The 13102-nt window shown below is 45.3% G+C and carries 8 protein-coding genes and 1 pseudogene; 4 read left to right on the plus strand and 5 right to left on the minus strand.

Annotated features, from left to right (window positions below; genetic code table 11):
- Positions 1–531: 531 nt before the first annotated feature.
- Entirely contained in the window at positions 532–1380 is an 849-nt protein-coding gene (locus tag ASG81_RS20550) for an ATP-dependent DNA ligase (RefSeq protein ID WP_056638560.1), read from the minus strand.
- A gap of 702 nt (positions 1381–2082) precedes the next feature.
- Here ASG81_RS20550 and ASG81_RS20560 point away from each other — a divergent pair.
- A complete protein-coding gene (locus ASG81_RS20560; protein WP_056638564.1) occupies positions 2083–2649 on the plus strand; it encodes a hypothetical protein in 567 nt (188 codons plus the stop codon).
- Between the two features lie 173 nt (positions 2650–2822).
- Here ASG81_RS20560 and ASG81_RS20565 read toward each other — a convergent pair whose 3' ends face one another.
- The 3 genes from ASG81_RS20565 to ASG81_RS20575 are packed head-to-tail and all read right to left on the minus strand — an operon-like array spanning position 2823 to position 8167.
- The gene (locus ASG81_RS20565; protein ID WP_056638567.1) at positions 2823–4604 is read right to left on the minus strand and encodes a PAS domain S-box protein; all 1782 of its coding nucleotides are present in this window, start codon (positions 4602–4604) and stop codon (positions 2823–2825) included.
- Complete coding sequence (locus ASG81_RS20570; RefSeq protein ID WP_200961562.1) at positions 4576–5448, minus strand: CheR family methyltransferase; 873 nt, start codon at positions 5446–5448, stop codon at positions 4576–4578. The genes ASG81_RS20565 and ASG81_RS20570 overlap by 29 nt, the downstream gene beginning before the upstream one ends.
- Before the next feature lie 4 nt (positions 5449–5452).
- The gene (locus ASG81_RS20575; protein WP_056638572.1) at positions 5453–8167 is read right to left on the minus strand and encodes a response regulator; all 2715 of its coding nucleotides are present in this window, start codon (positions 8165–8167) and stop codon (positions 5453–5455) included.
- Between the two features lie 470 nt (positions 8168–8637).
- On the opposite strand from ASG81_RS20575, the gene ASG81_RS20580 reads away from it, so the two are divergent.
- Genes ASG81_RS20580 through ASG81_RS20590 form a run of 3 tightly spaced genes read left to right on the plus strand, consistent with a single transcriptional unit; the run spans position 8638 to position 11958 of the window.
- A complete protein-coding gene (locus tag ASG81_RS20580; protein ID WP_155971731.1) occupies positions 8638–10101 on the plus strand; it encodes a circularly permuted type 2 ATP-grasp protein in 1464 nt (487 codons plus the stop codon).
- 40 nt (positions 10102–10141) lie between these two features.
- Positions 10142–11086, plus strand: coding sequence for an alpha-E domain-containing protein (locus ASG81_RS20585; protein WP_056638575.1), 945 nt, complete (start codon positions 10142–10144; stop codon positions 11084–11086).
- Positions 11083–11958 carry a transglutaminase family protein gene (locus tag ASG81_RS20590; RefSeq protein WP_056638578.1) on the plus strand — a complete coding sequence of 292 codons (876 nt, stop codon included), beginning with the start codon at positions 11083–11085 and terminating at the stop codon, positions 11956–11958. The genes ASG81_RS20585 and ASG81_RS20590 overlap by 4 nt, the downstream gene beginning before the upstream one ends.
- An 897-nt stretch (positions 11959–12855) precedes the next feature.
- On the opposite strand, the pseudogene ASG81_RS32985 reads toward ASG81_RS20590, so the two are convergent.
- Positions 12856–13102: pseudogene (locus tag ASG81_RS32985) on the minus strand (hypothetical protein); the annotation flags it as partial.

Genomic DNA, 13102 nt, shown 5'->3' on the forward strand with positions numbered 1-13102 from the left:
TTCATTTGGTCAAGTGCTGCTTGTGCCTGTGGAACGACTAAACTTTTTCTGCTCATGTATGTTCACTCCCTAGTTGGATGTGAAGTTATTTTGTGGATTAATTTGATTTTTATACCTCAATTTTTGGAGAAATTTTGAACTTTTTTGTTATCCTAAACTGTTTTTGGAACGATGATGAAATGAAGCGATAGCCGAGTGATCATGGTTCCCCTCTGCTCCATAAATTGTGTTGATTACGGAGAGACAAAGGAACAAAGAAAACCATCATATTTAAGCAATACCCCAGAGGTCTTTTTCTTCCTTGCGAGTCCCGTAAAAAATCCCAAGCGACAATACATACAGCTGTACATATGTACATATGTACAGCTGTATGTGCAGGTTAAATGACCTTTCCAGGGTCGCTTGGGAAAGTGGCGTAATCGACGAAATAAAGAATAATGTAAATCACGAAGAGATAACGGAAGACATTATCATCATTCAAGGTGAGCGTTTATTTACGGAATTGCTGTACATTCGTTTATTCGATGGAAATCAAACGATAAACTCAACAAATTCCGGCGATCGCAATAATCCGCTCTTATAGTAGTTCCGAAATCGAACGCGCGCTTTAATTCGTGGCTGCACGTACACGTAATTCCGGTCCTCCCCAGTTACAATCGTTTTCACTACGCCATAAAACGCCTTCTTATGGTCACTGGACACTGCTAATTCGATAGTTCCTGCTGGCCTTCCATTCACATACGCGAGCCATCCGAATGTATCCTTCCGATATCCCGCGATATGAACATCGGCGTATTGGTAATTGATAATCTTCAGCCACCTATCGCTACGTCGACTCACATATACGCTATCCTTCCGCTTTGCAACGATTCCCTCTAAATGGCGCTCTTTAATCGTATCGAATAACGCAATCCCGGTCCCTTCAACGGATAATACAGGTGAATAGAACGCGTTCGCGGTTAAGATCTGCAAGAGCAGCGCTTTCCGTTCCGTGAGCGGCCGATTGCGCATATCGATCCCGTTATAATGCAAGACGTCGAACACGTAATAATGGACCGGTTTCGTTACCGTAGCCTCGCGTATCTTTGCCGTTTTCTTCAGCTTAAAACGTTCCATAATCGCTTCAAAGTCGATCCATCCGCTATCGTCCATGCTTGCCACCTCACCATCAAGGATAACATGACAGCCTGGCTCAACGGGTACGTGATGTAACTCCGGGTACTGCTGCGTTACTTCCGTTTTGTGGCGCGTATATAGACGAACTTGACCGTCAATGAAAGAAAGAATCAGACGGTGCCCGTCGATTTTTGGTTCAAAAACGTACCGGCCATCGTCGAATGGGGCTTCTCGTTTTTCGAGCAACATCGGTTCAATAAACATAAAAACACCTCTAGTTCCATTATAGCGTGCAGCTATAACGTATAGAGACGGTATATCTTGGATTTATTTCCGGAACAAGGACGCTATATACTTCGAAATCCGAACGCTCGCTTCCGCACGAAGAACATCGCGAACCATCGTAAAATGGTCTTCATAAACGCGGCAATTAAAACGCCACTTTGGTGGGAGCATGTTGTCCTTACGGGACACTACATCTGGAACCTTAAAAAAAATTGAATATTCTGCGTCCCTTGCGAGAAAAGATCATCATATAATTATAACCGGCTACACTGAACGTAGAGGGAACCGGTTATTTTATAGCCTAAATGTGATTTTTCCGGAATGGTACACTGACCCCTTAATTGGCAAAAACACGGGAATGTACGGGCATTTAATGCTATAATTCATAAAAGCGATAATATCATTTATGTGTGGCCGAGGAAACCATCCAGCTATTGTCATAGGTCAGATGGCAGATAATAAAATGGATATAGTGAAGGATGAATATGATCAACGTTCGGATGAAAATAATGGATATATACGGATATTTTTCTGAATGCATGATCCGAGATAAAAGAGGACAACGACTAGACGCCCTGAAACTTGGAAACCAAATCGCTTTTTGCGATGAAGGGTTGAACGAGCTCCTATCTGTGGTCAGCTATCTCACGTATGATGAAAAACGAAAGGAGTGGGTGGAACATGAATAATACATTAGACCGCTTTGAGGAAATCATTCTGGATCATCTAAAAAAGCTGTGCGGCGACAAAATAGCCCAAAAAATCATGGACACCTATTTACCCGTTATGCGTGAGTTGCAGGACGATCATGATAGTGCAAAAATTCAGGCGGAAAGATTTTATAAAGCCTATAATGACGGGATCGAACCTAGAAAATGGATTGATCACATACACAAAACCCGCCGTAAATACGAAAAAATGCCTGACGAGAAAAAAAAAACAGTCCGGGGTCCGAAAATTAGAACGTACGACCCAGTTGCCGCCGCTGCCGAACAGCGGGCCAGGGCTCAGGCTAGAACAAAAACCATTAAACCTAACAGCGTGCCATTCAGCAGTGTAGGCAAAAACGTGGTAATTACTCCGCTTGGCGGGATAGAATATAAAGTCTCCTTAATCAAAGATTCCTCGGTAAATGATGTGATCCGCCGAGATATAATGGCTGGTAAAAAGAATGAACAAACAAGAAAATCCGTCGATCAGCACTCCCCTACGAAGGGGCATCGAAAAAAAATGAAACCAGGCAGATAAATGCCTGGTTTTTTTGATTGTAAGCGTCAAACAGCCCCTTAACACAACAAAAGGCTACCGCAGCAGCCTCACTTGATTATTGAACAATCGTTATTGGTTAGCTCAGTAAATATCCGTATCTAAGACTACCGTCTAGTTAAAGCATTATGCTGAAAGTTTACTAGTTCTCCTCTTTATTTCATTAAGGGATGCAGTCTGAAGTGCACAAGAAAGATCGTTCCCTGCTCGCTTGTCTTCACCTTAATGACCGCATCATGTCGCTCAGCCACACCATAGCAGACGGATAAGCCGAGCCCGGTTCCATTGGCTTTTGTACTGAAGAACGGAGTACCCAGCTTTTGGATCAGCTCCTCCTTGATTCCGCAGCCTTGGTCCTGTACCTCCAAGATAACCTCATTATCTTCCTTATAGGTTCTAATCGTTAACGTTCCACCGGATGGCATCGCGTCCAATCCATTCAGTGCCAGATTCAGCAGCAGCTGGCGAATTTCTTTCTCATCCAATTGCAAGGAAGGGCATTGGCCCAGTTCAAGTCGGATATCGTGATTAGCACATAACGCTTTCGAATGAATTAACGGAAACAGCACCTCGATTACGGCATTCAGCTGTTTCACTTTACGATTGGTCGGGTTCGTGTTGGCAACGGCGAGGAACTCCGTCACGATGTTATGCGCCCTGTCCAGCTCCTCAATCATAATATCCGTATGTTCCAAGGACGGACGGCTTTTGGACAATTGCAAAAAACCCCTTACTGTCGTCATCGGATTACGGATTTCATGTACAATGCCGGCGGCCATTTCTCCCGTCAAATTCAAGCGATCCAGCCGGACCATCTCCTTCTCAAAAAGCAGTTGGTCCGTAATGTCGGTTATGACGCTGAGCAAGCAAGGCTCACCGTGGATGTGCATAATTTCGGTTGACAGTAAACCTTCCCGCATATCACCGGATTTCGTCATATAGCTAATCCTCACATTTTGAGACGGCTTTTGCAGTTCGGACATTTCTTCGGATATCCCCTGCTCGTTTGAATCGAAAATATAGGAGAGGACGTCCGCAGTTTGGTTGATGACCTCGTCTTGACGATAGCCGATCGCGTTCAACAGGCTTTTATTCACATTTATGTATCTACGGTCCTTCAGCGATCTAAGGGCTATTAAACTTGGCATCGCATCGAAAATTTTACGGAAGCGTTCCTCCTCCATTAACTTGCGCTCGGTTACATCGCGGATGGAAAAGACGACGATACGCCGATCATCAATGCTGGCTTCACCGATTTGGATATCACACGGGAACCGGCCTTCGTCCTTTCGCAAGCCGGTGGTCTCCATAAACTCTTTCCCGTCTGAAAAACAGGAAAACAATGCCGGCACAAGCCTGTCGATGTGATACCCTATCAAATCCTCGGGGAGATAGCCGAACATAGTTGCCACAGCTGGACTGACCGTCAGCATCGCACCTTCCTCGTCTGTCGTCACAATCGTATCACTGGACGTTTCACCGATCGCCTTCAGCAATTCGTTCTGGAGTTTAATTTGCTCCTGATATTGGTGCATTTTCACGAACGCTTCGATTTTCATTTTTAAGGTTTCCGGATGGAACGGCTTGAAAATATAGTCGATTGCGCCGACGGTGTATCCATGCTTGACATGTTCCACTGCCTGGCTGATCGCGGTAATAAAAATAATGGGGATTTGCTTTGATTTTTCTCTCGATTTGATCAGGCTTGCCGTCTGAAAACCGTTTAGACCCGGCATTTGCACATCAAGCAGTATGACCGCAAAATTCTCGGACAGGACATGCCTTAAGGCTTCCTCACCGGAGTTTGCGCTAAACAAGCGATAGTGGGGAGAATCCAGCAACGCTTCAAGGGCGATTAAATTTTCCGGACGGTCATCGACGAGTAGAATATTTACTTTTTGAATGCCGCTACTTGATTTTTCGATACAGCTTTTCATTTATATCCATCTCCTCATAAAACGCGGTTTGACTCGTAAAGGCTATACTTTCTTTATTCCCTAGCCCCAAAAATCCGGACATGACCAAGCTTTCGTAGAACAAATCATGAACACGGTTGAGCAGTATGTTATTAAAATAAATCATGACGTTGCGGCAAATGATCACATGAAATTCATTAAACGACCCGTCGACTGCCAGATTATGCGGGGCAAAAACGATATTTTCCTTCAAGAAAGGATGAAAAACAGCGCGTTCATTTTTTACCGTGTAATATTCGCAAAAGGCTTTTTTCCCACCGGCATTCACATAATTTTTTGTGTAAGATTGCATTTTCTCGAGAGGGAAAGCGCCAACTTTGGCTACTTCCACCACATCCTCATTCATGTCCGTGGCATAAATTCTGGTCTTGTGATGAAGGCCTTCCTCATACAAAAGGATAGCCATCGAGTAGGCCTCTTCACCTGTCGAGCAGCCCGCGTGCCAAATCCGGATAGAAGGATAGTTTTTGAGCAGCGGCACGATTTTTTTACGGAAATTCATAAAAAAGCTCGGGTCACGGAACATCTCTGTCACATTGATGGAGAAATCCGCAAGCAGCTTTTTCAATACCCGGCGATCATGCAGAACCTTCTCCTGCAGGCCGGATACGGTCGCTAAATTTTCGGCATAGATACGGTGCCAAATGCGGCGGCGAATGGATGGGGACACGTAGTTGCGGAAATCACATCCGTAATGCCGGTAAAGGGCCTCTAGAAATAGCTCGATTTCAATCTTCTCCAGCTCGTCGACTTCTTCCGTTTCACTCATCAGCATTCTATCAAAAGCTTCATTCATCATAGTCATTCCACTATTCCGCCTGTCTGTACAGCCAAACCTGTATTAGCGAGAAAAGCTGCTCCAAGCTCACAGGTTTGCTTATGTAGTCCGAGGCCCCAGCCTCCAAGCATTTCTCTTTATCTTCTTTCATAGCCTTCGCCGTAAGCGCGATGATGGGCAGGAACTGATACTTCGGCATTTGCCGGAGGGTACGCATCGCTTCATAGCCGTCCATTTCCGGCAGCATAATATCCATAAGGATGAGGTCGATATCCGGATTTTCTTGCAGAACCCGTATGCCATCCTTGCCATTCTCAGCAAACACCACCTTCATTCTCTTGCTTTCCAAAGCGGTAGTAATCGCAAAGATATTACGCATATCGTCATCAACGATTAACACTTTCTTGCCGGCGAATAGCGCCTCCTCATGCGGCAACGTCGGTATCTGCCGTTCCGTTTCGGAGAAATCCGCGTGAGCGACGGCGGCCTCTTCATGATAAATATGAACCTCCGGCTGCACGCCCGCTCCCTTGCCCGGCAGCAGCAGCGTGAATGTACTTCCTTTTCCTTTAACACTGTTGACATCAATGACGCCGCCTAACAAATGAGCCAGCTCACGGCATATCGAAAGCCCCAGTCCCGTACCGCCGTATTTTCGGCTTGTCGTTCCATCTTCTTGCTGAAACGCTTGGAAGATCAGGCGCTGCTTCTCCCCTGGAATGCCGATACCTGTGTCGGTAATCGAAAAAGCGACAGCCGATTCCAAATGGATTTGTTCACTATGGCCCGCTAATGCCTCTTTGTCTGCGTGATGGATACGAAGCGCCACTTCGCCATGTTCGGTAAATTTAAAGGCATTGACCAGTAAATTCCTCAGTATTTGCATTAATCGATGGGCATCCGTACAAATGGTGGCCGGCAGGCCGTCCTCTATTTCTGCCGTGAATTTCAGGCCCCGCTGATCCGCAACCTGGATAAATTCAAGCTCTGCAAAATCACAAATATACGTTAAGCTGACTTCATCGGGAACGATCTCGATTTTTCCGGACTCGACCTTTGATAAATCCAAGATGTCATTGATTAAATGTAGCAGGTCATTTCCCGATGAATGGATCGTTTCGGCGAATTTCACTTGATTCTCCTTTAAGTTGCCTTCGGAATTACCCGCAAGCAGGCCAGAGAGAATCAGTAAGCTGTTAAGCGGTGTTCGTAGCTCATGGGACATGTTAGCCAAAAACTCCGATTTATATTGGGAGCTGAGCGCAAGCTGACCGGCCTTTTCCTCCAGCTCCAATTTCGTTTGTTGCAGCTCCTTGGTTTTTTGCTCGGAGTTTTTGTATTGCTCCTCCAGCTGTCCGTTGATCCTTCTAAGCTCCTCCTGCTGAAGGCGCAGCTCCTCGGACTGATTCTGCAGCTCTTCCGTCAGAGCCTGCGATTCTTGCAGGAGCTTCTCCACCTGCATGCGCCCCGCGATGCTGTTAATCGTGATCCCCACATGCTTCAGTACATGCTGTAATAAAATTTGCTGGGTCTGGCTGATCTTCGTAAAGGAAGCAAGCTCAATGACGGCTATGACCTTCCCTTCAAATTCAATCGGCATGATCATCAGGTTTGACGGTGCTGCCGAGCCGGTACCGGAAACGATTTGGAGATAATGCTCCGGAATATCGGTTAGCACGATCGTCCTGTTCTCTAAGGCGCATTGCCCCACAAGCCCTTCTCCAAAAAGAAAGCCCTCAAGGCCGGCATCCTGACGATTGTATGCATAGCCGGCAAGCTTGTGAAGACGCTGCCGTTCCCCGGTTCCCTGTTTGATATAGAACACACCGCAGCTTGCCCCGGTCATCGGTGTAATCTTGGTAATGAAAAGCTGCGCCAACAATTCCAAATCATGAATCCCCTGATACATCGTGGCCATTTCGGCGATGTTGGTGTCGAGCCAGCTCTTTTCCTGCTCATGAATAGAGTAGGCTTCGATCGCGGCCGCCATTTCATTAAAGGAAAACGCGATCTCCCCGATTTCATCTTGAGAACGGACCTCGATCCGAGGCAATTTAGTTCTTGAGCCGGAATCTGAAGTCACACCTGCCATAATTCTCGTGATTCTAGACAAATTGCTCGTGATGTACCGTGATAGGAGCAGTCCAATTGACAGGGTCAAAATAAAGGCCGCAATACTTAATAGATTGGTGGCTTTATTGACTTGATTGACCATTTCCGTATTTTCTTTCGTTCCTTCATTCAGAATCTGCTGCTGGGTATCCATAATGGATTTAGCCAGCGGCCCCAGCTGGGTACCCACAGGTAAAACATTCGTTTTGAAATAATTTAATGCTTCCTCTTGGTCCCGGTTTTCCTCGTAAACAGTAAGCAAATGCTCATATCTCTCCTTGAACTGCCGGTTAAGTATCTCGAGCTTTCTCACCGACTCTTTACTTTCCGGCTGGGTCAAAAGGCTTTCCGTCTGTGTAATCCGTTCATTTAATTGTTCGTTCGCCCATTCAAAATCCTTTATAAATGCCGGGCTTTTCGTCAACAAATAACCCCGCAAACCGTTGGTTTGCTGAAGGGACAGAACCTGTATATCCTTAGTTGCGTTTAGAATCGTGACCCGCCGGTTGATTAAATCCGAATACGAGTCGTTTATTTTGTCCATGAAGTAATGAGAGATTCCGATTGCCCCGCCGAGCAAAACGGCTGCAGTTAAAAAACCTGTAAATATTTTTTTCCCGATCGTAAATCTCATTTGTACACCGCCATTATCCTCTTTTGTGGTGTGGCTCCCTCGAATTCTTCCTTATGATGAAAAAAAATGTCCCTATCCAATGGGATAGAGACATCCTTGTCTTCGGAAAAGTCGCCGTTGCCGTGCTGTTATTTAACCTGTTCCTATCATATCTCAGGCCATTTTCTTTGACAAAGCGCTAAATCGGGGAAAATCCATATGGAAAACCAATTCTCCTACCTTTTTCTACGACACGCTCCATTTTCCTCATTGTCGCTATAGATTACTTTATTTGTTACGTAAGTTTACATTTACTTAACATATCTTTCGGTTCTCTTTTTTGTCTAGTCACAAAAACGTCATAATTGACAGGTGTGATTTCGACATACACATGGCATTTCCTTCCCTATACTTAAGCATGTTCTCAGTGCGTGATATAAAGTGATACTGAATTGGGCGAGAAATTGAGAAGAAATTGGAGGGAAAGAGTCATGGCCATGCTGATGCCAAAACGCAAGCATTTGTTTACCCCTTACGGCAGCTCCGCATTTTATGATGAAATGTTTGATTCGCACGGCAATGTGAGGTTCCCCTACGGCGAAGTTTTCCACCGTTTCTCGAATATGGGAATTGAAGAGCTCAACAAAAGGAACCGTTTGATGCAATCCCATATGGTTACACAGGGCATTACGTTTACGTTGAATAGCGACAACCTGGGTGATACAAGCCTGGAGCGTACGATTCCTTTCGATATGATTCCACGGATCATTACTTCCGATGAATGGGCGCTGCTTGAACGGGGGTTGAAACAACGGGTTCATGCTTTGAACGCCTTCATCTGGGATGTCTATCATGAGCAGAATATCTTGAAGGATGATATCATTCCAAGGAAAATGATCATCACCAATCCTTATTTCCGTCCGGAAATGATCGGCCTGGATATCCCGAACCGCGCCTATATCCCTATGTCGGGGATCGATATCATACGCAGCGAAACGGGCGAGTTTTATGTGTTGGAAGATAATTTGCGGACGCCTTCGGGCTTATCCTATGTTTACAAAAACCGTTCCTTGATGACGAACCTCTTTCCTGAGCTGTTCTTCGACTATCAGGTGCGCGATATCGACCAGGGCTTAAACGCTTTACTAAGCGGACTGCGCAGCTTGGCCCCAAATGCCAAACCGGATCCGCTTGTAGTGCTGCTGACTCCCGGTATCCATAACTCTGCCTACTATGACCATACGTTCCTTGCTCAAGAAATGGGGATCGAACTGGTGGAAGGCAGAGATATGACGGTCATCGACCAAAAGGTATATTTGAAAAGCATGCAGGGGCTTCGGCAGGTCGATGTCATCTACAGTCGGATTGACGATGACTTCCTGGACCCGCTCGTCTTCAATCCTAATTCTTTACTCGGCGTACCGGGACTGATGCATGCCTATCGTGCGGGGAACGTCGCGCTTGCCAATGCTCCTGGCACCGGGGTTGCAGATGACAAAGCGGTGTATGCTTTCGTTCCGGATATGATCCGTTACTACTTAAATGAAGAACCGATCCTGAAGAATGTACCTACCTATATTTTATCGAGGCCGCATGAGAAGGAGTATGTGCTTACCCATCTGTCCCAGATGGTCGTGAAAGAAAGGTCGCTTTCCGGAGGCTACGGCATGCTTATTGGTCCTTCCGCTTCCGATCAGGAGCTGAAAACATTCGCAGCCAAGATTAAGGAAAACCCGGAGCGGTATATCGCGCAGCCGACAATAAAGCTGTCGTGCAGTCCCTCTTTAACCGACAGCCAAGCGTCACCCCGGCATATTGATTTGCGCGCTTTTGTGTTCATGGGAGAAGAAACCCATGTCATTCCCGGCGGACTGACAAGGGTAGCGCTGAAGCAAGGCTCACTGGTCGTGAATTCCTCGCAGGGCGGCGGCACGAAGGATACGTGGGTTATCTAATATTCAAACGATCAACTACTAATAATGAGGTGAACCAACTATGATGAATCGTTTTGCGCAATTGTTATTCTGGGCAGGCCGTTATATGGAAAGGGCCGAAAATCACGCGAGGCTGATCGATGTCAATTATCATATGCGCCATGAAATAAGAGGAAATCAATACGATCAGGACTATGTATGGGAGAAGCTGGTGGCAGCTGTCGGAGACGTCTCCGGCTTTAAGGCCAATCACGCCAGGGCCAATGAACGGACCGTGCTCCACTTCTTGACCTTTGAGAGCTCAAACAGTAATTCCATCTATTCCCTCACTCAGCAAACAAGAAGTAATATCCTGACACTTCGTCAGCTTCTTCCGAGCGAACTGTGGGAAATCGTGAACTCCTTTTATCTCTGGCTCAAAGACCAGGATGTCCATAAAGTAATGCTGCAATCCCCCTATATGTTCTATCAGCGTGTAAGAGAATGGGTCTTACTCTTTAACGGCGCAGCCGATTCTATGATGATTCGGGAACAGGAATGGCATTTTATTCAAGCCGGCAAATACTTGGAGCGGACTGTAAACACGGCGCGTATTCTTCACAATATCTCTGTTAACTTATTGAATGACAGCGATTATAATCAAGACCAAAACCATTATCATCGTATGATCGTGCTCTTAAAGTCGGTCGGCGGCTATGAAGCTTTCCGCAAATTTCATGCAAATGACGTTACATTTGCAAAAGTCTTAGAATTTCTTCTACTCAATCCCAGCTTTCCGCGTTCCATCCATTTTGCATTAACTTCTCTGGAAAGTTATCTAAAGGTAATTAAGCAGGAAGATTATGATTACACACGACTGTCGGTCAAAGCGATTCTTGCCGGTCTTGTCGATAGGCATTCCGAACATGGTGAGTCTGATTTACTTCATGATTTGTTACGGTCCTGTAACCAACTCGGTTATTCAATTTCAAAAACTTTTTTTCAAGAGGAGATTGTCGGAGCATGAAGCTGCAGGTATCCCATTTAACCCACTACACCTATCAAGAAGCGGTGGCAAAGAGTGTCAATGAGATTCGTCTCACACCGAGAACGGATGACCGCCAGACATGCCACTCTCATTCGATCACCATCGAGCCCGAGGTTTCTGTATATCAGTACGAGGATTACTTCGGCAACACCGCGCATTACTTTTCCATTCCGTTCCCTCACTCTCAGCTTAGCATTAAATCGTGTTCCATTATGGAAACGGATGAGGAGGAAAACCCCGAAACCAATCGTATACCCTATGCGGTGGAACGTGAAATTCTTAATGAGGAAAAATTTCAAAACGAGTATGCCGAGTATTTGATCGAAACCGATTATACACGCATTACGGCGGAATTAAAGCATTTTAAGAATATAACGATCGATGAGGATCAGGCAGGTAGTATCTATCAGCTGCTTGAAGCTATCTCCCATGCCATCTACGTTAATTTCACCTACGACCCCAAGGCGACCCAAGTGAGTACCACAGTCGAAGAAACGTTGAGGCTTAAACGGGGAGTTTGCCAGGATTACGTTCATCTAATGATCGCTCTCTGCCGGATGCTTCATATTCCCGCACGATACGTTAGCGGTTATCAATTTCTAGGTGATCTAAACGCCGATGACCCCATTTTCCAGCATGCTTCTCATGCATGGGTAGAGGCTTATGTTCCGTTAATCGGCTGGTTGGGCTTTGACCCTACCAGTAATGGAAAAATCAATTGGCGATATGTGACGCTGGGAAAAGGCCGTGATTACCGCGATATCGTCCCAGTTAAGGGTATTTATCAAGGAACAGATAAACAACAGCTCGAAGTCGTGGTAGATATAAAGCGAATCGAAGGCGGGCATTGATGACTTGGCTACGAGTGCTACAAAACAAACAATTTCATCAATGGGTATTACCATCAATGTTTAGCCAAACCCTTTCGATCAACACCCTGTTTTGCCTTCACTTTGCTTGGTTCCGCTCAGACCCTTATGGGTTATTGAAAAAATAGCGGAGATTTGCGATCGGAGTGACCTGCAAGCAAAAGGGGTTGCCCCTAGTCATCATAGATGACAAGAACTAACAAGTGAATGAACAGCGGATTAAGGCCTTCCGATCGGATACCCAATAGTTTAAGTAATATGGTTTTTTTCCGGTGGGGTGAATGGTCATATCCACCAACTGGTAATAAAAAAGTTTGGCCTCAGCAGAATTTGGATTTTTATGTTGGAGCACAACCTCAGAGTTTTTTTTCGCCTTCATAGTGGTAGTGCTGAGAATTATTTTTTCATGTTTACGTATAGCTATTTAGTTTTGTTAAGCAAGCCCTATTTAATATCAAAAACAAAATTCGATATAGTAGCTTACCACCTTTCAAGAACATCAACGTGATTGGTTCATTGATCCGGAAGAAGCATTGCACTTAGGAATTAATGTTGACATAAAAAAGTCCCGAGGATGCTTTCCCACGGAACCTTTTACCGATGCTTTCGGATTTCTAACTATACGATTCCATACATTCATATTGCTTTACAAACATTTCCTATAGACCTCAACTGCTGCTCGGGATGACAGCGTTTAGGCATCGATTTTACTTGTTAAATTCCATTTTAAATAGCGAATTTCGGTTAATATCATCGTCTGTAACGTAATGCAACACGGCGGTTCCTCGTCGATCGGAGGTCGGGTACGTATTTGCCATTTTGTCTTCCATTATGTTAACCCTCTTTGCATTTGGCACAGCCCCTTCCTTATGAAAAAAATCATTGTGTCCGAGATAATGGCGCGCTTTTCTTTTTATACAGAAAAGATAAGTTCGGGCTGAAAAGAAGCCTGTAGAGTTTTTCGACCCATTTCATGGAAAAGATAAAGGTTATAACGATGGCAAACAGAATCAACAGCATTTGATCTGCCCATGTGTCGATATACCGGTAGAAGCCTTGATGATCCATTATTCTCAATACGAAACCGTGCAGCAAAAAGGGATACATCGTCCGAATGCTGGGCTCG

This window comes from Paenibacillus sp. Soil522 (assembly GCF_001428245.1).
Lineage (GTDB): Bacteria > Bacillota > Bacilli > Paenibacillales > Paenibacillaceae > Pristimantibacillus.